Consider the following 17,961-nt stretch of genomic DNA (forward strand, 5'->3'; position numbering starts at 1 on the left):
AAGGCGAGTTTGCGGGAGGCGCGCGCCACCGTGGAACGACTGGTGGAGCGCACCGACAAACTCACGGTGCGGGTGGAGTCTCAGTACCGACGATCTGCTCAAGGCGGTCCAGTCGCTCACCGAGTACACGCAGGGCGTCATGGATCGCACTGAGTTCAGTCGCCAAGGCGGTGAACGCGGGGCTACTCCCCGGTTCGGTGCCGAGGGGGACGGACGGATCCCGGACGAACGTGCCGCGCCCTTGCTGGGTGAGTACAAGCCCTTCATCCCGAAGCTGGCTGTACGCGCTCTGCACGGTCATGAGCTGAACGCGCAGTTCCTTGGCAAGCCCACGGGCGGCGGGGAGTCGATGGCCGGGCTTGTACTCGCTGTCAGGGTCCGTGATCTTCGCACGGTACTCGGCTGCGATCTCCTTGGCCGTCGGCGGCTGCTTGGGCGCTTCGGGGCTCTCATCCATACCCCCGAGCGTAGCTGGACCTAGGTCAATCTCCGATCCCTTCAGCGAGACCGCTTGACACTCAGATTGACATGGGTCAATCTGAAATCGCGATGGAACGAGACCCCGGAAACGGGCCTCACTGATCCGATTGCAGTTGCTTGACCTGCATAAACGGGCGTCGAGTCTTCGGATTCGGCGTCAAGGGGCCCGGGGCAGATCGGGCCGAGGTTCCCGGTTCCCTGGTCAACCGGAGGGCTTAGACCGAAAGGTCACGTCTCCATACGCCTGACACGGGAGCTCGTGTTCCCGAAGGAGACCGCGCACTACCCCACCTCGCCGCAGCTCATCGGCTGCGGCCGGTTGCCTCCGCCGCTCGTCTCGTACGAGCGGCGCCGAGGGGAGCCGGATCTACCGACTTCAACGGCGCGCGGCCCCGGTGCTCGAACACCGGGGCCGCTGTTCGGGCCGTTGCCCACCGCTAGGGAGACCACGACCCATGGAACACATCGTCACTGTTCAGGACGCTGTTACCGCTTTCGCTCCGTTCATGGAGCCGACGAACGCCGAGCTGGACGCCATCGAGCGCGAGATGCCCGTCATCCGCGCCGAGGTAGACCTGCTGGACGCGCAGATCATCACCATCGACCGCACCCCGACCGAGCTGGACGAACGGCGCATCCGCCGGGCCCGCCGGCGCGTGCTCGCCGCCCACCGCGATCAGCTCAACGGCACGGCCGTGCAGACGGGCGGTGTCGCATGATCCGCATCGTCACCCGCAAGCGGCTCGCGCGGCTCGAAGCCGACACGCACGCCGCGTTCGAGCGGGCCCGCGAGACGAGTGAGGCCGCGCACGAGGCGGCGGCCCGGCACGTGGTCGAGCTGGCCACCGTCACCGGCCGCGCGAAGCGTGCCGAGGAGAGCAAGAACGAAGTCGGTGAGATGTTCACCGGCGCGGTGGCCGAGCTGGCCGCCGCGCAGCAAGAGCTTCTGCTGAAGGGCAACGAGCTGCGGCGCCTGCGCGAGGAGCTGGCCGAGGCGTGCAAGGCGGCCCGGCAGGTGTTCGTGCTCCTGCACTACGGCACGCCGGTGATGGTCTACGGCAGCCGTGAGGACGCGTACGCCGACACCGCCACCCACCACGCTCCGGCCGACAAGTGGGGACCCACACGGCGGTTTTGGGCGGATGCGGAATGGCTGCTCGCGGCGTTCATCTACGACGCCGCGTCGCAGGGCTTCCGGGGTTCGCTGGAGCCGGTGGCTGAACCGGTCGGGGGTGCGGCGTGAACAGTGTTCAGACGCGTTCAGCCGAGCGCGCGCTGTCGGGCGGCACGTGGTTGATCGTGTGCGGCGCGATGCTCTACTCGATCCTCACCGTCACCCCGCTCATGGCCAAGCACACCGCCGACGAGTGGGCGTGGACGGCGCCGATCCTGCCGCTCGTCGTGGACGCCGCTGTCGTCATCGTGGTCAAGCTCGATGACGTCCTGGCCCGTCTCGGTGGGCATGGCGGCAAGTGGCCTGTTGCCCTGCGCTGGATGACCGGCCTCATGACGTGGGCGCTGAACATCGCGGACTCCGCGCTGAAGAAGGACCTGGTGGGAGTGGCTGTGCACTCCGTGGCGCCGCTGCTGCTCATCGTCACGGCGGAGACCAGCCTCGCCTACCGGCGCGCCCTGGCCGCCGCCCAAGCGGCCCTTAAGGCCGAGCAGAGGGCCGAGCGTGAGCAGCGCGAGCAGGCGGCCCGCGAGCGCGAGCAGCGGGCCCGTGCCGAGGCCCGCGAGGAGCGCGAGCACGCCGCGCAGTTGGCGCGTGAACAGCGCGAGCACGAAGCCCACCTGCTCCGTGAACAGACGGACCGGGAGGAGCGGCAGCGGCGCGAGGAGCGGGAAGCTCGCGAGCGGGCCGAGGCTGCCGAGCGTGAGGCCCGTGAACGCCGTGAACGCGAGCGTGAACAGCGTGAACACGAGCGGCTGCGCCGTGAACAGCAGGCCCGCGAGCGGGCCCAAGCGGAACAGTGCGAGCGCGCTACGGCGGCCGAGCGTGAACGCCGTGAACGCGACGAGCAGGCGGCCCGTGAACGCGCCGAACTGCTGAATCGCGGCCCGGCTTCGAGCAAGCTGCCCGAGGACGAGGCGCGCCGGATCGTGGCCGCCGCGAGCAGTGCCGGACTCTCGGTGCGGCAGGCGGCCGAGCTGTGCGGCTGGTCGGTCGGGTGGGTCTCCTCCCGCTACGCCGAGCAGCGCGAGCCCGACGCCGGCCGCCGCGTTGAACTCGCCATCGCGAGCAACTGATGGCCACCCTGCCCACCTACCCGTGGCGCCTCGCCCCGGACGGTTACGCCACCTACCGCCAGCTGCGCGCCCTCGGGCTGCGGCCCGGCGGTCAGGAGGTGGCCGCGCAGGTGGAACGGCCCCGCCGACGGCGGGGCCCGCTGGTCGCCTACCTCTACCGCATCGACGCCGCGAAGCCGGTCCGTCCGATGACGGCGGCCCGGCGGGCGGCCCTGGCCAAGGCCAACGCTGCCCGCCGCACCTGCCCCGAGTGCCGGCGCGATGCCGGATACGTCATCCCGCCGACGCTCGGCATGTGCTCCACCTGCGCCTTTCCCGACGACACCGGCCTGGAGGCTGCGTGATGGAAAACCTCCCCGCACAGCGTCAGTTGACCGTCGTCCAGCTCCCCGACGGCACCCACACCTACGCCGACCCCGCCTCCCTGCCCGCACAGCAGGCCGGGCCGCAGGTGGTCCACATCCACCAGGCGCCCCCGGACCGCACGGTGCAGCGCCTCGCGCTCGGCTCCGGTATCGGCGCCGGGACGGTCGCGGCCGGCGTCTACTTCGGCCCGCTGCTCGTCGGCGTGCTGACCGCGATTGCCGCGAACCTCGCGATGCTCGCGTTCATCACGCTCCTGCTCGGGTGGGCCGTGGTCACCGTGGTCCGCGCCGTGTCCGACGGCGGCAAGACCACCGGCAGGAAGAGCCGCCGGGGTCGCTGAGCAACTCGCGCCCCTAGACGGCTCGCAGAGCGCTCGAACCCCCTCGCGCGGGGTGGAAGACCCCCGGCCCCGCGAACGGCCTTTCAGGGGCCCGCGAGGGGGTTGCGCGGCCGTCTTTTCGACGGCCCTACGCGCGCGGGCGCGTAGGGCCCCACCCCTCCCCTTCGCTCAACTCTGCAACGTCGCAGGTCAGGTGCGGTTGCGGGGGTTCAACCGGTGCCGTCGGCGCAACCGACGGCACCGCTGCCTGCAACTCGCTCGGGCCGACGGCCCTCATCCACTTGTCTTGGAGGACTCTCGTGGACTGGAAGCAAGCATGGTCGACCACCACCAACACCACCACCACGGCCCTCGATTCGATCTCCCCGGTGTTCGTGCCGTTCGCGGCGCGCTGGGACCTGGAGGCCGACCGCCGCAACAAGCTGCGCACCCCTGAGCACCTGAAAACGCTCATGGCGGCGCAGAAGGAGCACAACGCCGCGCGCTCCACGCTGTCCACGGCCAAATCGCAGAAGCTCACCGCTCGGGCCGCGACGCACAACTGGTTCGCCGCGCCCCGCCGCGCCGCCCGGGTCGCGGCCAAGGCCGCCACGGCACACGAGCGCGACACCCGCGCCAAGCTCAAGGAAGCGCGAGTGAACTACCCGACCACGCTCAAGGCCCGCGCGATCCAATCGCACTCGGTGCACGCCGTGCCCGGCGCGATCGCGTCCGCACTCATGTCCACGCAGCACCTCACCCTCTGGCCCGCCACCACATCGGCGTTGCTGATCGGGGCGAACGTGGCCGGTCTCGCGCTCGGTCGGCGCACGCTGCGGGTGTCGGTGGATGAGTCGCTGTCGCTCGAAGAACGCCAGCTCATGGAGCGTCTCGACCCCGCGTACTGGGTCGAGCACGCTGCGGACCGGGGCCTGTCCGGCACCGTCACCACACCCCCGGCCATCGAGCCGGGCGGCATCCGCTGCGAGGTCCGCCTGGACGGCACGTGGACGGTCAAGACGCTCGCGGACAAGGCCGACTCGGTGCGTGCGCTGCTCGGGGCCCGCACCGCGCTGCGTATCCGGATCACGTCCGCCTCGCGCGGCGGGTGGGCCGTGCTCTCTCTGGCGACGCGTTCGGCAGCCGCGGGCGTCTCCTCGCTGTGGACCCCGGACCGCATCCCCGACGACCCGATGGTGATGAGCCTGGGTCTGGACACCGAGACCGGCGATGAGGTCCTGGTTCCGTTCGACGAGCGGCTGTTGGTCTCCGGCGCGTCCGGCACCGGCAAGTCGTGGTCGTTCCGGCCCCTCATGGCCACCGCCCACCTGCGCGGTGACCTGCTGCTCATCGACGGCAAGGGGGAAGAGGCCAACATCTGGGAGTCGGTCTGCCGGGTCGCCGTGGAAGTCGACGAGATCGCGGCCGCGATCGACGACGCGCACGCGGAGATGACCCGCCGCAAGCGCGACATGAAGAAGCGTGGGATCAGCGTGTGGGATGGCCGACAGCTCACCGTGCCCATCGACGAAGGGCAGGTCGTTCTCGCGGCGATCGCGCGGGACCGGGACCGGCTTCAGCGGCTGATCGAGCTGTCCTCGCTCGGCCGCTCGCGCGGCGTCGTGTTGTGGTGGGCCACGCAGTACCCGCTCACCGACGGGTCCGCTCCCGGCGTGCACAAGCTGATCGCGCCCAACCTGCTCACCCGGTTCTCGCTGCGGGTGGCCGGCACGACGCAAGCGCAGGTCGCGCTCGACGACTGCGCGCACTACGCGCCCCACCAGATCCCCGACGGCCGCGAGTACCGGGGCCACGGCTACCTCAAGGGCTATGGGCCGCGCATGCTGCGGACCTGGACCCTCGACGACACGGGTGTCCGCGCGCTGCCCAAGTCGGTGTGGAGCCCCGAGCAGGCCACCAGCGATTCGGCGTCGCGCACGCCGCTGCGCCTGGTCAAGGACACCGCCGCCGCATCGACCGGGGCGGCGACCAACCGGGACAAGGTGCTGTCCGCCGTGCAGGCGGGCGCCCGCACCGCCAAGGACGTGGCCGACGCGACCGGCCTCAACAAGGGGACCGTCTCCCGCGAAATCAAGGCCCTCACCGCCGGCGGATCCCTGCACCGCACCGCCGACGGCCGCATCCTGCCCGGCCAGCAAGCCGCCTGACCGCCTACCCGAGAGGAACCCCACGATGACGACGCCTCCGACCCCGGCCGAGCTGGCCGACCAGGCCGCCGAAGCGGTCCGCGCCCTCAACTACGCCACCCTCCCGTGGGCCAGCGGACTGGCCTTCCCCGGCGACGCATACAGCACCGTCGGCAACCTCTCCATGCTGGCCATGCGGCTTCCCCAGGCGCTGCGCCAGATCACGGGATTCATCGACCGCCAGCACGAGCAGGGCGCCCTGTACAGCGACCAGGGCACCGACTCCCTGGAAACCCGCATCGCCCTGCTGCGCAGCGCCACGGACGCGGCGGTCATCGCTGCGGACGGGCTGTATGCCGCCCTCGAACAGGCCCATGGCGCGCTGAGCCCCATCGGCGCGCAGGGCTACGGCCTCGACGACGAGCCGTACGAGGAGGCCGACGACTGCCCCACCTGCGAGGCCGAGCAGGACAGCGGCGAGATCTACCCGCACTGCTGCGGATGCGGCGCCGACGGCTCCAGCGAACGCCCCGACTGCACCTGCGGCTAGCTACGCCAAGGGCGGCCCCCTCTCGCCAAAGACCGGGCCGCCCTTGTCCACCTGCCCTCAACAGACCTGTGGAGGTCTCCCAGCATGACTCAACCCACCGACATCCGGCGAGACGGCCACCGGCCGTTACTGCTGGATCTGTTCTCGTGTTCCGGCGGCGCCGGCATGGGCTACGCCCGCGCCGGATTCTGCGTGCACGGATGCGACATCGCCGACCGGCCCAACTACCCGTTCGCGTACCACCGGGGCGACGCGCTCGAATACCTCGCCCGCCTGATCACCACGGGCGAGATCGAGCGGTATGCGGCCGTGCACGCGTCCCCGCCGTGCCAGGCCGGATGCGCGCTGACCGTGGGCACGAACCAGTCCCAGGGCTGGGGCGGCACCCACGTCGATCTGGTGGCGCCCACCCGTGAACTGCTCGACCGGACGGGTCTTCCGTACGTGATCGAGCAGCCCAACGGCCGTGCGGAGATCCGCAAAGACCTCACCCTGTGCGGCGAGATGTTCGGACTCGGGGTGATCCGGCACCGCAACTTCGAGCTGGGCGGCTGGTCCATCGAGCAGCCGGCGCACGTCCCGCACCGGGGTCGGGTGCGCGGCTACCGGCACGGCAAGTTCTACGACGGCCCATACGTGGCCGCGTACGGCAACGGCGGCGGCAAGCCCACCATCCCGGAGCTTCAGGCCGCGCTCGGCATCGCGTGGACGAACGTGCGCGAGGAGCTGACCGAGGCCATCCCGCCCGCCTACAGCGAGCACATCGGCCGCGCCTTCCTCACCACGGCTGCACTGGGGGTGGCGGCATGAACGAGCTGCACACGGCCGCCCTCGACCTCGCCGAAACCGGGGTCCCTGTACTACCGCTGCGGGTGGGCAAGGTCCCGTTCGGCAACTGCCGGACCTGCGCCAAGAACGCCTGTGGTGGCCGGCCGAACATGAAGACCGCCGGGCCCTGCCACTGCCCTGCGCCGTGCCACGCATGGGCCGCCGCCACGACCGACCCGGACGTCATCAACTCGCGCCTGTGGCGGCGCGCGTGGGGGCAGGCGGCTGCGGTCGCCTACCACCCCGGCGGGGCCGGGCTCACCGTCGTCGACCTCGACGACGCCGACGCCGTGGCCTGGGCCCGCGAGACCCTGCCGCCGACCCGGACCGTGGCCACGACGCGCGGTGAGCACTGGATCTACCAGGGCGCCATGCGCTCCGTGAACGCGGTCCGTAACGGCGTCGACCTCAAGTCCACGATGTCCTACGCCCGCTGGCTCGGCACAGGCACCGGCGCCCCCACGCCCCTGCCCGACATCGTGCGCGCCCTGGCCGACAAGGCACCCGCCACGCCCCGGCCCGAGGTACAGCCCGTCGCCGTACCCGCACGGGGCGGGGAGTGCCGTCACCGCACGCCCGTCTTCCTGGAGCGCGGCATCGCCATGGCCGAGCAGCGCATCCACGAGGCGCGCAGCGCGGTGCACAGCACGGTGTACGCCACGTTCTTGGCGGTGCTGTCCACGCACGGCCGGTGCGGCTGCCTCACCGAGGACCACATCGCGCGGCTGTTCACGGCCGCGCAGACCAAGGGCGAGACGGCCCGCCACTGCACCGAAGCGTGGACCAACGCCCGTACGAAGTTGGGACTGTGACCATGACCGACGAGGACAAGACCCCGGCCCGCGAGGTCATCGCCGACTACGCGCAGGCCCACTTCCGCTACTTCCGCACCGCCGACGGCACCGTCTACGCGCAGAAGAACGGCCACCCCGTCGCCCGCCCCATCCGCTCCCAGGGAACCTCGGGCAGCCACCGCCAAGAACTCATGGTCGGGCTGTTCGACGACGGGCGCGGCGTCTTCAACGGCACGTCCCTCAAGGAGGCGTTGGACTTGATCGAAGCACTCGCGATGAAGCAGGAAGTCCAGCAAGTACACATCCGCGTCGCCCCCGGATTCGACGGCGCGACCTGGCTCGACCTCGGCCGCAACGACGGCCAGTCCATCCGCATCCACCCCGCCGGATGGGACATCCGCACCCCCGACCCGGCCGAGGTGTGCTGGCGACGCACCCAGCTCACCGGCGAACTCCCCCTGCCCGCGAAGGACACCGACGGCAAGGGCATCGATCTGCTGCTGCGGCTGTGCAACTTCGCCAACGCGGAGACCGAGGCCCTGGCCATCGCGTGGCTGATCGGCTGCCTCGGGCCGTCTGTTCCCGTGCCCGCTCCGTTCCTCACCGGGCCGCAGGGCGCGGGAAAGTCGACCGGCGGGCGGATGCTCGTGCGGATCATCGAGGGGATGAGCGGCGACCTGCGCAGGGCGCCGAAGGACGAGGAGAACCTGACGGCGGCCGTGGCCGCCGGGTGGGTCACCGCGCTCGACAACCTCTCCTACCTGTCCCCGGACCTCTCGGACGCGATGTGCTGCATCGTCACTGGGGCTGAGACCGTCAAGCGCGCGCTCTACACCGACGGGGACGTGGTGCGGGCCCGCTACCGGCGCCCGCTGCTCATGACCGGCATCGACGTGGGCGTCATCCGCCCGGACCTCGCCGAACGGCTTCTGCCGCTGCGTCTGGAGCGGCCCAAGGTGCGCAGGACCGAGGCTGAGTTGTGGGCGGAGTACGCGGAGGCCCTGCCCGTCGTGCTCGGCTCGCTGCTCGACCTCACGGTCAAGGTGCGCGCCGCGCAGGCCGAGATCCCCACGGACCTGCGCATGGCGGACTTCGCGCACCTGTGCGCGCAGCTCGATGCGGCCACCGGGTTCGGGGCGCTGAGCGCATACCGGCGCAGCCTGGATGACCTCAACGACGACGTGATCGAGGGCGACCTGCTCGCGCAGACCGTCCTTCAGCACGCCGCCACCATCGAGCCGGGCCGCGATCAGCGGATGCCGTCGGCTGACTGGCTGTCTGCCCTCACGCGGCTCTACAGCGGCGAGGACTGCCGTCCCATGCCCAAGGGCTGGCCGACCACCGGCAAGGTGCTCTCCGACCGCCTCAAGCGGCTTCAGCCGACGCTGGCCGCTCGCGGCGTGTTCGTCGACTGGGGCCGCACCAGCTCGGCCCGCTACATCGAGATGAGCCGCCGGCCGGCGCCGCCCGAGCCCGAGCAGGCGCAGGTGTTCTGACCTGCGGCGACAGATCCTCCCTTGAACAAGCAAGAAGAGCACCCGGCGCCGCGCAGAGTGCTCTTCTTGCTGTTCGGCGGCTTGCCGCCGCCCGAAGGACGTGCCGCGAAGCGGCTCCTTCTACGCCCGTCGCTTTTCGCTCGTGAGAGCCGCGCACTACCAACAGACACCCCCTCTCTTTGTCCTAAGGAAAGAGACCCTGCGTCACTCACGTCACCACGGCCGAAAGATGGCCCCTGACCTGCTGTTTCAAGGTGACGCAGACGGCAAATCGCTGCGTCATCGTGCGTCACCTGCGTCATCCCGTGACAGGTCCCCTGTGTCACCGATGACGCGCCTCCGCACCCTTGCGTCACGCCAAAACCGCAGGTCAGTGGCCATGCGTGACGGACATGACGAGATGACGCAGAAATCCCAACCTCGGACACACGCGCCGCCAATCCATGCACCGCGACTCAACTCCCGAGGACGCCATGAGCCGATCCCGTTCTGCTCAAACCGACCCCCGCGCCACCCTGCGCGGCGGCCTGCCTGACCGGTACCTCACCGCCGACGACATCGCGGAAATCTTCGAGGTGCCCAAGGAAACCGTCTACCAGTGGCGCAAGAAGCGCGTCGGCCCGCCCGGCTTCCGAATCGGCAAGCACATCCGCTACGACCCCGCCGACGTGCGGGCCTACGTCACGCAGCGCAAGGACATCGACCGCGCAGCGGCCTAACGCAACATCACCACTCCGCCAGGGGCGACCGCACTGCGGTCGCCCCTGCTTCACGCTGAGAAGGGGGCTCGCCAGATGGCCGGCCACATCCAAGACCGCTGGTACAAGACCGAGTTGAACGCTGCCGGGAAGACCGTCCGCGTGAAGACCAAGCGCTACGGCACCGGCATGCGGTACCGCGCCCGCTACGTCGCTCCGGACGGCACCGAGCGAAGCCGCTCGTTCCCTGACAAGCAGAAGCGACTTGCCGAGGCGTGGCTGACGCAGATCGCGGCGGACATGAACCGCGGGCAGTACGTCGACCCCGCCGCAGGCAAGGTCACGTTCCAACAGTTCGCCACACAGTGGCTCGCGTCGCAGACAACGGACCCGTCGACCATTACCGCGATGGAGCTGCGGTTTCGCCTGCATGCCTTCCCGCACATCGGATCGCGTTCCCTGAGTGCCTTCCAGCCGGGCCATATCCGTACGTGGGCCCGTGCGTTGAAGGACTCGGGCATCGCGGCGTCGTATCAGCGCGTCATCTTCGCCAACGTCTCCGCAGTGTTCACGGCGGCGGTCGATGACGGCATCATCGCCCGGAACCCCTGCCGTGCGGGTTCGGTCAAGGCGCCCAAGCTGGATGCCAGAAAGCTCAAGCCCTGGACGCATGAACGCGTGCTCGCGGTCCGCGCCGAGCTTCCGCCGCAGTACGGCACCACCGTTGACGTGGGCGCCGGATGCGGCCTGCGGCAGGGCGAGATCTTCGGGCTCGCTGTCGACGAGGTGGATTTCCTCGGGGGCGTCGTCCACGTCGTACGACAGGTGAAGCTGGTCGGTCCCCACCTCGTGTTCGCCCCGCCCAAGGGCGGCAAGCTGCGGGACGTACCGTTGCCGGACTCTGTGTCGTATGCGCTCGCAGAGCACATCACCCGCCGGCCACCGATCGAGGTCACGCTGCCCTGGAAGACCCCGGACGGTCCGCCCGTGACGGCAACGCTCATGTTCTACTCGCGCGAGCGGAAGGCGCTGAACCGCAACTACTTCAACATGTACCTGTGGAAGCCCGCGCTTGTCGGGGCCGGCGTCATCCCGGAGCGTGAGCCGGGGGAGCGGTTCGCGAAGTCGCGCGAGCACGGCATGCATGCGCTGCGGCACTACTACGCGTCGGTGCTCCTGGACGCCGGAGAGAACATCAAGGCCCTCGCTGAGTACCTCGGGCACTCGGACCCCGGCTTCACGCTCCGCACGTACACGCACTTGATGCCGAATAGCCAGGACCGTGCCCGGAAGGCCATCGACGTCGCGTTCGGCACGGCCCCGGAAGACGACGACGGGGACGAGGGTGGGGCCCCGGTCGCAGCCTGAGCGGCGCCCACAGAAACGGCCGTCGGCCGTGCCTTCCGAGAGCGGAAGAACACGGCCGACGGCCCAGAGACGGCCCAGGAGAGCAGAAACCTGCTCTGACCTGCGTCGTTCTTAAATGTCGAAGTACAGCTCGAACTCGTGCGGGTGCGGGCGCAGCTGGATCGGGGCGATCTCGTTCGTGCGCTTGTAGTCGATCCACGTCTCGATCAGGTCGGACGTGAAGACGCCGCCGGCCTGCAGGTACTCGTTGTCCGCCTCCAGGGCGTCGAGGACCGCGGGGAGCGAGGTCGGGACCTGCTGGACGTTGGCGTGCTCCTCGGGAGCCAGCTCGTAGAGGTCCTTGTCGATCGGCTCGGCCGGCTCGATCTTGTTCTTGACGCCGTCGAGGCCCGCCATGAGCAGCGCCGAGAAGGCGAGGTACGGGTTCGAGGACGGGTCGGGCGCGCGGAACTCGACGCGCTTGGCCTTCGGGTTCGAGCCCGTGATCGGGATGCGCATGGCCGCGGAGCGGTTGCGCTGCGAGTAGACCATGTTGACCGGGGCCTCGAAGCCGGGGACCAGGCGGTGGTACGAGTTCACCGTCGGGTTCGTGAAGGCGAGGAGGGAGGGGGCGTGCTTGAGGATGCCGCCGATGTAGTAGCGCGCCATGTCCGAGAGGCCCGCGTAGCCCTGCTCGTCGTAGAACAGCGGGTCGCCGCCGGCCCACAGGGACTGGTGGACGTGCATGCCCGAGCCGTTGTCGCCGAAGATCGGCTTCGGCATGAAGGTCGCGGTCTTGTTATTGCGCCAGGCGACGTTCTTCACGATGTACTTGAAGAGCATCAGGTCGTCGGCCGCGGCGAGCAGCGTGTTGAACTTGTAGTTGATCTCCGCCTGGCCGGCGGTGCCGACCTCGTGGTGCTGGCGCTCGACCTGCAGGCCGTTCTTGTCCAGCTCCAGGGAGATCTCGGCGCGCAGGTCGGCGAAGTGGTCGACCGGCGGGGCCGGGAAGTAGCCGCCCTTGTAACGGACCTTGTAGCCGCGGTTGTTCTCGACCGCACCGGTGTTCCAGGCGCCGGCCTCGGAGTCGATCTCGTACAGCGAGCGGTTGGCGGAGGTCTCGAAGCGGACCGAGTCGAAGACGTAGAACTCGGCCTCGGGACCGAAGTACGCGGTGTCGGCGATGCCGGTGGAGGCGAGGTAGGCCTCGGCCTTCTTCGCCACGTTGCGCGGGTCACGGGAGTACTGCTCGCCCGTGATCGGGTCGTGGATGAAGAAGTTGATGTTGACCGTCTTGTCGCGGCGGAAGGGGTCGACGCGCGCGGTGGACAGGTCCGCGCGGAGCGCCATGTCGGACTCGTGGATGGCCTGGAAGCCGCGGATCGAGGAGCCGTCGAAGGCGAGCTCCTCGGACGGGTCGAACGCCGCAGCCGGCACCGTGAAGTGCTGCATCACGCCCGGCAGGTCGCAGAACCGGACGTCGACGAACTTGACGTCCTCGTCCGCCAGGAACTTCTTGGCGTCATCGGCGTTCTGGAACATCCAACTCCTCCTACTCCCACCCGGGGGAGGGGCGGGGTTGCAGCTCGGTGGTGCGGCCAGTGCGGTGGCACACGCTGGGACCCGACCTTAGGCAGACGGGATTTCTCCAGCATGACCCATTTGTTTCGCCCAAGTTAACCGGGCCGGGGGCCAGGGGAGCGTACGAAACGGCACGCAGTACCGTGGATGCGTGGACAACAGGGAAGCAATGGGATCGTGGCTGTCCGGGCCCCGCGAGGCCTTGGAACGGGCGGGCGTGGACTTCGGATACCGCGGCGAATCGCTCGGTCTGCCCGAGCACGGCCCAGGTTCCATCGCCCGCCCCGGCCGGCGCATCGGAGCCCTCGTCGTCGACTGGGCACTGTGCCTGCTGATCGCATACGGCCTGGTCACGCACGGCTACAACCAGGCGACGGGGAACTGGGCACTGCTCATCTTCTTCGTCCTCGGCGTCCTCACGGTCGGCACCGTCGGCTGCACCCCCGGCAAGCGGCTGCTCGGCCTGCGGGTCGTCTCGGAGGCGGGCGGCCGCCTCGGCATCGGCCGGGTCGTCCTGCGCACGTTGCTCCTGAGCGTGGCCATTCCCGCACTGATCTGGGACCGCGACGGCCGCGGCCTGCACGACCGGCTGGCCAAGTCCGTAGAGGTGCGCATCTAGGGCGGATCTACGGCGCGGATCGGGTCTGTCCGGCCCAGGGTCCGTCTCTCCAGCCCGTCTGGTCCAGGCCGTCTGGTCCAGGCCGTCTGGTCCGGGACCAGTCTGGTCCGGGACCAGACCGGTCCAGGACCAGTCCCGTCCAGCACCGGGCAAGCGAACCTCGTCGCGGACGCCGCGCGGTCCCGGCACGCTGCTATGCGTTAGTCGACACGTACATACACAGCAGACGAAAGGGCGCCCGGAGCCGCTCGGCTCCGGGCGCCCTGGTGAGTTCAGGCGGCGACGGCAGGTCACCGCATCTTGCCGCCGCCCTTCGGCATCCGCATGCCCTTGGGCATCGGACCCTTCGGCAGCGGCATGTTCGACATCAGGTCACCCATGGCACGCAGCCGGTCGTTGGTCGCCGTGACCTGCGGACCGGTGAGCACGCGGGGCATCTTCAGCATCGTGGTGCGCAGCTTCTTCAGCGGCACCTGGTCCTCGCCGTTGCCGACGAGCAGGTCGTGCACCGGTACGTCGGAGACGACGCGGGCCATCTTCCGCTTCTCGGCCGCCAGCAGGGACTTCACCCGGTTCGGGTTGCCCTCGGCGACGAGCACGATGCCGGCCTTGCCGACCGCGCGGTGCACGACGTCCTGGCTGCGGTTCATCGCGACCGCGGGGGTCGTCGTCCACCCGCGCCCGATGTTGTCGAGCACCGCGGCCGCCGCGCCGGGCTGACCTTCCATCTGCCCGAAGGCCGCTCGCTCGGCACGGCGCCCGAAGATGATCGCCATCGCGAGGAAGGCGAGCAGGAGGCCGAGAATTCCGAGATAGATGGGGTGACCGATCAAGAAACCGATCGCGAGGAAGACACCGAAGGTGACGATTCCCACAGCCGCGAGTACAAGACCGATCTTCGAATCGGCCTTGCGGGTCATCTTGTAGGTCAGAGCGATCTGCTTGAGTCGCCCTTGGTTAGCAGCGTCCGCTGCAGGTTCCTTCCTCGCCATGCTGGAAGTCTACGTGGCCGGTGGCCGCCGATGAACAGCAGCACCGGCCCCGGGCCCCGCTCAGCCCCGGGAGGAGACGGCCTCGAGTACCCGCTGGGCCTCGACCCGGTCCTTCGCGCGACGGCGGTCCTCCAGGACGGAGGTCCAGGCGTTGCGGCGGGCGGTGCGCTGGCCACCGCTCATGAGCACGGACTCGACGGCGCGCAGCGCGTCGGTGAACGTCGGGATCGCGGTGGCGCGTACGGGCGCGGCCTGCATGGTGGAGGTCCCCCCTCGGGAGCGGATCACGGCTTTGGCGAAAGGTGCACGAGGCGTGATTTCAGGGTCACTGATTGGTGTTACCAGCGCGTGACCGGCCGGTCAAACGCCAATGAAGCCTTGATGCGCGGCCCCCGAACGCTGACGCGGCCCTGACGGTCGTCCTCAACTGCGAGGACTGTCAGGACCGCGTCCACTCGGTCACTACTGAAAGGTAGTCACTTGTGCGTGAATTCACACACTCGGCTCACCCGACGGTCAGACCGCCTGGGAGGCGACGTACGCGCCACGCTTCTCGATCGCCATCTGGTAGAGGCGGCCGGCGCGGTACGAGGAGCGGACCAGCGGGCCCGACATGACGCCGGAGAAGCCGATCTGCTCGGCCTCGTCCTTCAGCTCCACGAACTCGTGCGGCTTGACCCAGCGCTCCACGGGGTGGTGCCGCACCGACGGCCGCAGGTACTGCGTGATGGTGATCAACTCGCAGCCGGCGTCGTGCAGTTGGCGCAGCGCCTCGGAGACCTCCTCGCGGGTCTCGCCCATGCCGAGGATCAGGTTCGACTTGGTCACCAGGCCGTACTCGCGGGCCTCGGTGATGACCTTGAGGGAGCGGTCGTAGCGGAAGCCGGGGCGGATCCGCTTGAAGATCCGCGGGACCGTCTCGACGTTGTGCGCGAAGACCTCGGGGCGCGAGGAGAAGACCTCGGCCAGCTGCTCCGGCTCCGCGTTGAAGTCCGGGGCGAGCAGCTCGACCTTCGTGCGGCCCTCGGCGCGCTCGGCGGTCTGCGCGTGGATCTGGCGGACCGTCTCCGCGTACAGCCAGGCGCCGCCGTCCTCCAGGTCGTCGCGGGCGACGCCGGTGATCGTGGCGTAGTTCAGGTCCATCGTGACGACGGACTCGCCGACGCGGCGCGGCTCGTCGCGGTCGAGGGCCTCCGGCTTGCCGGTGTCGATCTGGCAGAAGTCACAGCGCCGCGTGCACTGGTCACCGCCGATGAGGAACGTGGCCTCGCGGTCCTCCCAGCACTCGTAGATGTTGGGGCAGCCCGCCTCCTGGCAGACCGTGTGCAGGCCCTCGGACTTCACGAGGTTCTGCATCTTCGTGTATTCGGGGCCCATTTTCGCCCGGGTCTTGATCCACTCGGGCTTGCGCTCGATGGGGGTCTGGCTGTTGCGGACCTCCAGGCGCAGCATCTTGCGTCCGTCGGGTGCGACTGCGGACACGACCGGCTCCCTAAAGCTTTGATTCCTCGGCGTACATCAGGGTACGCCCGTGATGTTCATGGCCCTCACGGATGGCCAACCTCTGGCCATCGGGGTCCATTCCCCGTTCGGGGGTCAGGCGGACGCCTTCTCGATCTCGCGCGGCTTGAGGGCCGCGTTGCCCAGGACGTCCTGCAGGTGCTTCTCGGCCACCGGCAGCACCTCGTCCATCGTGACCTGCCGGCCGAGCTCGTACGAGAGCGAGGTCACCCCGGCGTCGCGGATGCCGCACGGGATGATCTTGTCGAAGTTCGAGGTGTCCGGGTTCACGTTCAGTGCGAAGCCGTGCATCGTGACGCCCTTGGCGACGCGGATGCCCATGGCGCAGATCTTGCGGTCCTCGTGGCGCTGGCCCGCGTTCGACGGCGCGTACTCGGGGCCGACCAGGCGGTGGTCGAACTCCTCGTCCTCGCTGCTGCGCCGCGGGTCGAAGTCCAGGGACAGGCCGCCCAGGTTCGTGCGCTGCTCGATCGGGTCGCCGAGGACCCAGACGCCCGCGCGGCCCTCGACCCGGGCCGCCTCGATGCCGAACTCGGCGCACACCGCGATCATCGCGTCCTCCAGGCGGCGCAGGTGCGCGACCACGTCCACAGGGCGGGGCAGCTTCTGGATCGGGTAGCCGACGAGCTGGCCCGGGCCGTGCCAGGTGATCTTGCCGCCGCGGTCCACGTCGATGACCGGGGTGCCGTCGAGCGGCCGCTCCTGCGGCGCGGTGCGCCGGCCCGCGGTGTAGACCGCCGGGTGCTCCAGCAGCAGGCAGGTGTCGGGTACCTCGTCGGCGAAACGGGCGGCGTGCACACGGCGCTGCTCGTCCCAGGCGACCTGGTACTCGACCATGTCCGCACCGAACCCCATGCGGACGAACCGGAACTCACTCACGGCAAGCGCCTCCCTCGAAAACCTTCACCGTGCATATGTCGCGCCCCGAACCACTGTACGGCGCCCTCGTCGTGCTCAATGCGTGGGGAAGAGCCGGTACGAGGCGTCCAGATCGCGCACCTCGACCGAGCAGGTCACGCCGGGTACGGCGGACGTGTGCTTGTCCAGGAGCGTCAGCACGTCCTCGGCGAGCGCGGACTTCACCTCCTGCGGGCGGCCGGCGAGGATGCCGACCTCCACGTGCACGAACGGGGCCGCGGCCCCGTCCACGTACGTCGCCGAGGGGCGGACGAAGGTCTTGCCGACGCCCACCGAGCGGACCCGGTCGACGACGAGCGGATGGAGTTCCGCCACCAGGGCGGGTACGTCGACGGTGCCGGCGAGGGTGTCGGTGTGGTCGATGACGATGTGCGGCACGTGAGGAACCTTCCGGGTGTAGCGCACAAGCATCGTATGACCGGCCGGAGGCAGCCTCCGGACCGCCCCGTCCGGAGGGCTTCCCGTCCACTCCTCGCGGAGTTCGTCACACGATCGGATGAAGGCGGCCGGAAGGTGGCTTGCCGGTCTGCTATCGCCGCTACATTCGCGCCGTTCCATGAGGGCTGCACCCCGGCCCGGAAGGCAGGAGACCGCACAGCTGATGACGGAACGACCTCCGCAGCGCACACCGAACCGCCAGCTCGCCGCGCTCATCGCGGAGGCCGGATTCTCCAACGCCGGCCTCGCGCGCCGGGTGGACCAGCTCGGGCTCGAGCACGGTCTCGACCTGCGTTACGACAAGACGTCGGTGACCAGATGGCTGCGCGGGCAGCAGCCGCGCGGCACGACCCCCGCGCTGATCGCCGAGGTGTTCACCCGCCGCCTCGGCCGCCGCATGTCCGCGCAGGACCTCGGGCTCGACGCGTGCGCGCCCGTGTACGCGGGCCTGGAGTTCGCCGGGTCGCCCGAGGAGGCCGTCGACATCGTCGGCGGCCTGTGGCGCAAGGACTCCGGAAGCCACGCCGAACTGCGCAAGATCGCGTTCACCCCGGCCGGGCTCGTCGTGCCCAGCCGCGACTGGCTGATCGGCCGCGCCGACGACCGCGTCGCCCGCG

Annotated in this window: 20 protein-coding genes and 1 pseudogene; 14 read left to right on the plus strand and 7 right to left on the minus strand. The window is 69.7% G+C overall.

Annotation, left to right across the window (positions count from 1 at the left end; all coding sequences use genetic code 11):
* Positions 1-61: 61 nt before the first annotated feature.
* Positions 62-457, minus strand: coding sequence for a winged helix-turn-helix domain-containing protein (locus G3I40_RS14565; protein ID WP_164302593.1), 396 nt, complete (start codon positions 455-457; stop codon positions 62-64).
* 478 nt (positions 458-935) lie between these two features.
* Here G3I40_RS14565 and G3I40_RS14570 point away from each other — a divergent pair, with 478 nt between their 5' ends.
* The 12 genes from G3I40_RS14570 (at position 936) to G3I40_RS14625 (ending at position 11,296) form a co-directional block, all read left to right on the plus strand.
* Positions 936-1,199: a DUF6284 family protein gene (locus G3I40_RS14570; protein WP_164302594.1), complete on the plus strand. Its 264-nt coding sequence runs from the start codon at positions 936-938 to the stop codon at positions 1,197-1,199.
* On the plus strand, positions 1,196-1,723 hold the full coding sequence (locus G3I40_RS14575) for a hypothetical protein (RefSeq protein ID WP_164302595.1): 528 nt from the start codon (positions 1,196-1,198) through the stop codon (positions 1,721-1,723). Before G3I40_RS14570 ends, G3I40_RS14575 begins: the two co-directional genes overlap by 4 nt.
* Entirely contained in the window at positions 1,720-2,730 is a 1,011-nt protein-coding gene (locus G3I40_RS14580) for a DUF2637 domain-containing protein (RefSeq protein ID WP_164302596.1), read from the plus strand. The genes G3I40_RS14575 and G3I40_RS14580 overlap by 4 nt, the downstream gene beginning before the upstream one ends.
* On the plus strand, positions 2,730-3,074 hold the full coding sequence (locus G3I40_RS14585) for an RRQRL motif-containing zinc-binding protein (protein ID WP_164302597.1): 345 nt from the start codon (positions 2,730-2,732) through the stop codon (positions 3,072-3,074). The genes G3I40_RS14580 and G3I40_RS14585 overlap by 1 nt, the downstream gene beginning before the upstream one ends.
* The gene (locus tag G3I40_RS14590; RefSeq protein WP_164302598.1) at positions 3,074-3,436 is read left to right on the plus strand and encodes a DUF6251 family protein; all 363 of its coding nucleotides are present in this window, start codon (positions 3,074-3,076) and stop codon (positions 3,434-3,436) included. The genes G3I40_RS14585 and G3I40_RS14590 overlap by 1 nt, the downstream gene beginning before the upstream one ends.
* Before the next feature lie 299 nt (positions 3,437-3,735).
* Positions 3,736-5,583: an FtsK/SpoIIIE domain-containing protein gene (locus tag G3I40_RS14595; protein WP_164302599.1), complete on the plus strand. Its 1,848-nt coding sequence runs from the start codon at positions 3,736-3,738 to the stop codon at positions 5,581-5,583.
* A gap of 25 nt (positions 5,584-5,608) precedes the next feature.
* A complete protein-coding gene (locus G3I40_RS14600; protein ID WP_164302600.1) occupies positions 5,609-6,112 on the plus strand; it encodes a hypothetical protein in 504 nt (167 codons plus the stop codon).
* Between the two features lie 84 nt (positions 6,113-6,196).
* Positions 6,197-6,922: a DNA cytosine methyltransferase gene (locus G3I40_RS14605; RefSeq protein WP_164302601.1), complete on the plus strand. Its 726-nt coding sequence runs from the start codon at positions 6,197-6,199 to the stop codon at positions 6,920-6,922.
* Positions 6,919-7,752, plus strand: a complete 834-nt coding sequence (locus G3I40_RS14610; RefSeq protein WP_164302602.1) for a bifunctional DNA primase/polymerase — start codon at positions 6,919-6,921, stop codon at positions 7,750-7,752. Before G3I40_RS14605 ends, G3I40_RS14610 begins: the two co-directional genes overlap by 4 nt.
* Positions 7,753-7,754: 2 nt before the next feature.
* Positions 7,755-9,230 (plus strand): ATP-binding protein, encoded by a 1,476-nt coding sequence (locus G3I40_RS14615; protein ID WP_164302603.1) that lies wholly within the window; start codon positions 7,755-7,757, stop codon positions 9,228-9,230.
* 473 nt (positions 9,231-9,703) lie between these two features.
* On the plus strand, positions 9,704-9,949 hold the full coding sequence (locus G3I40_RS14620) for a helix-turn-helix domain-containing protein (RefSeq protein ID WP_164302604.1): 246 nt from the start codon (positions 9,704-9,706) through the stop codon (positions 9,947-9,949).
* Positions 9,950-10,024: 75 nt separating this feature from the next.
* Positions 10,025-11,296, plus strand: a complete 1,272-nt coding sequence (locus G3I40_RS14625; RefSeq protein WP_164302605.1) for a site-specific integrase — start codon at positions 10,025-10,027, stop codon at positions 11,294-11,296.
* Between the two features lie 111 nt (positions 11,297-11,407).
* Here the strand turns inward: G3I40_RS14625 and glnA are convergent, their stop codons facing one another.
* Positions 11,408-12,817 carry a type I glutamate--ammonia ligase gene (glnA, locus tag G3I40_RS14630; protein ID WP_164302606.1) on the minus strand — a complete coding sequence of 470 codons (1,410 nt, stop codon included), beginning with the start codon at positions 12,815-12,817 and terminating at the stop codon, positions 11,408-11,410.
* A 190-nt stretch (positions 12,818-13,007) separates the two neighbouring features.
* On the opposite strand from glnA, the gene G3I40_RS14635 reads away from it, so the two are divergent.
* Entirely contained in the window at positions 13,008-13,475 is a 468-nt protein-coding gene (locus tag G3I40_RS14635) for an RDD family protein (RefSeq protein ID WP_164302607.1), read from the plus strand.
* 290 nt (positions 13,476-13,765) lie between these two features.
* Here the strand turns inward: G3I40_RS14635 and G3I40_RS14640 are convergent, their stop codons facing one another.
* The 5 genes from G3I40_RS14640 to G3I40_RS14660 all read right to left on the minus strand — a co-directional run bounded on the left by G3I40_RS14640 (position 13,766) and on the right by G3I40_RS14660 (position 17,284).
* Positions 13,766-14,467, minus strand: coding sequence for a DUF4191 domain-containing protein (locus G3I40_RS14640; protein ID WP_164302608.1), 702 nt, complete (start codon positions 14,465-14,467; stop codon positions 13,766-13,768).
* Positions 14,468-14,527: 60 nt separating this feature from the next.
* Positions 14,528-14,725, minus strand: coding sequence for a hypothetical protein (locus G3I40_RS14645; protein ID WP_164302609.1), 198 nt, complete (start codon positions 14,723-14,725; stop codon positions 14,528-14,530).
* 258 nt (positions 14,726-14,983) lie between these two features.
* Positions 14,984-15,949, minus strand: coding sequence for a lipoyl synthase (gene lipA / locus G3I40_RS14650; RefSeq protein WP_164302610.1), 966 nt, complete (start codon positions 15,947-15,949; stop codon positions 14,984-14,986).
* Positions 15,950-16,063: 114 nt separating this feature from the next.
* Positions 16,064-16,867: a lipoyl(octanoyl) transferase LipB gene (lipB, locus tag G3I40_RS14655; RefSeq protein WP_164302611.1), complete on the minus strand. Its 804-nt coding sequence runs from the start codon at positions 16,865-16,867 to the stop codon at positions 16,064-16,066.
* 75 nt (positions 16,868-16,942) lie between these two features.
* A complete protein-coding gene (locus tag G3I40_RS14660) occupies positions 16,943-17,284 on the minus strand; it encodes a 5-carboxymethyl-2-hydroxymuconate delta isomerase (protein ID WP_164302612.1) in 342 nt (113 codons plus the stop codon).
* 223 nt (positions 17,285-17,507) lie between these two features.
* Here G3I40_RS14660 and G3I40_RS14665 point away from each other — a divergent pair.
* Positions 17,508-17,961: pseudogene (locus G3I40_RS14665) on the plus strand (regulator); the annotation flags it as partial.

It is taken from the genome of Streptomyces sp. SID14478 (assembly GCF_010548525.1).
Classification (GTDB): Bacteria; Actinomycetota; Actinomycetes; order Streptomycetales; family Streptomycetaceae; genus Streptomyces.

Excerpts from the sequence above, each read along its gene's own strand:
- G3I40_RS14625 (WP_164302605.1), top strand. The coding sequence starts at position 10,025 with ATGGCCGGCCACATCCAAGACCGCTGGTACAAGACCGAGTTGAACGCT.
- G3I40_RS14605 (WP_164302601.1), top strand. The coding sequence starts at position 6,197 with ATGACTCAACCCACCGACATCCGGCGAGACGGCCACCGGCCGTTACTG.
- G3I40_RS14640 (WP_164302608.1), bottom strand. The coding sequence starts at position 14,467 with ATGGCGAGGAAGGAACCTGCAGCGGACGCTGCTAACCAAGGGCGACTC.
- G3I40_RS14610 (WP_164302602.1), top strand. The coding sequence starts at position 6,919 with ATGAACGAGCTGCACACGGCCGCCCTCGACCTCGCCGAAACCGGGGTC.
- G3I40_RS14615 (WP_164302603.1), top strand. The coding sequence starts at position 7,755 with ATGACCGACGAGGACAAGACCCCGGCCCGCGAGGTCATCGCCGACTAC.
- G3I40_RS14575 (WP_164302595.1), top strand. The coding sequence starts at position 1,196 with ATGATCCGCATCGTCACCCGCAAGCGGCTCGCGCGGCTCGAAGCCGAC.
- G3I40_RS14585 (WP_164302597.1), top strand. The coding sequence starts at position 2,730 with ATGGCCACCCTGCCCACCTACCCGTGGCGCCTCGCCCCGGACGGTTAC.
- G3I40_RS14600 (WP_164302600.1), top strand. The coding sequence starts at position 5,609 with ATGACGACGCCTCCGACCCCGGCCGAGCTGGCCGACCAGGCCGCCGAA.
- glnA (WP_164302606.1), bottom strand. The coding sequence starts at position 12,817 with ATGTTCCAGAACGCCGATGACGCCAAGAAGTTCCTGGCGGACGAGGAC.
- G3I40_RS14620 (WP_164302604.1), top strand. The coding sequence starts at position 9,704 with ATGAGCCGATCCCGTTCTGCTCAAACCGACCCCCGCGCCACCCTGCGC.
- G3I40_RS14570 (WP_164302594.1), top strand. The coding sequence starts at position 936 with ATGGAACACATCGTCACTGTTCAGGACGCTGTTACCGCTTTCGCTCCG.
- G3I40_RS14590 (WP_164302598.1), top strand. The coding sequence starts at position 3,074 with ATGGAAAACCTCCCCGCACAGCGTCAGTTGACCGTCGTCCAGCTCCCC.
- G3I40_RS14645 (WP_164302609.1), bottom strand. The coding sequence starts at position 14,725 with ATGCAGGCCGCGCCCGTACGCGCCACCGCGATCCCGACGTTCACCGAC.
- G3I40_RS14565 (WP_164302593.1), bottom strand. The coding sequence starts at position 457 with ATGGATGAGAGCCCCGAAGCGCCCAAGCAGCCGCCGACGGCCAAGGAG.